A 400-nucleotide genomic window follows, 5' to 3' on the forward strand; every position below is an offset into this window, starting at 1 on the left:
GTAGCAAATGTATGAACTCATACCAGACGAACTCAAGTCCCTAAAGACTTGGGGTCTGTACAAACTGATTTGGAAACCAGAACGTAAAAAATATACCAAAATCCCGATTGATCCCTACACAGGGAGAGATGGAAAATCCAATGATCCAAGTACTTGGACGGATTTTAAAACGGCTTTGCAAGCTATGCAAGACTTAGGCATGGACGGTTTAGGCTTCTACTTTCAACCGCCATACATTGGTATTGATGTGGATCACATTGGGATTGATTTAGACCAGTGGAAAACGGGTGACAAAGCTAACGCTGTACAAGCCTTCATGAATCTCACTCATTCCTACATGGAAACCAGTGTTTCTGGTGAAGGCATTCATATCATTGTGAAGGGCGAGATTCCAGGTACC

The 400-nt window shown here is 42.8% G+C and carries 1 pseudogene; it reads left to right on the top strand.

Annotated elements, in window-relative coordinates:
• Positions 1–7: 7 nt before the first annotated feature.
• Positions 8–400 (top strand): annotated as a pseudogene (locus tag HC026_RS13205) (phage/plasmid primase, P4 family); the annotation flags it as partial.

Origin of the sequence: Secundilactobacillus angelensis (assembly GCF_012641075.1) — a bacterium.
Taxonomy (GTDB): domain Bacteria; phylum Bacillota; class Bacilli; order Lactobacillales; family Lactobacillaceae; genus Secundilactobacillus; species Secundilactobacillus angelensis.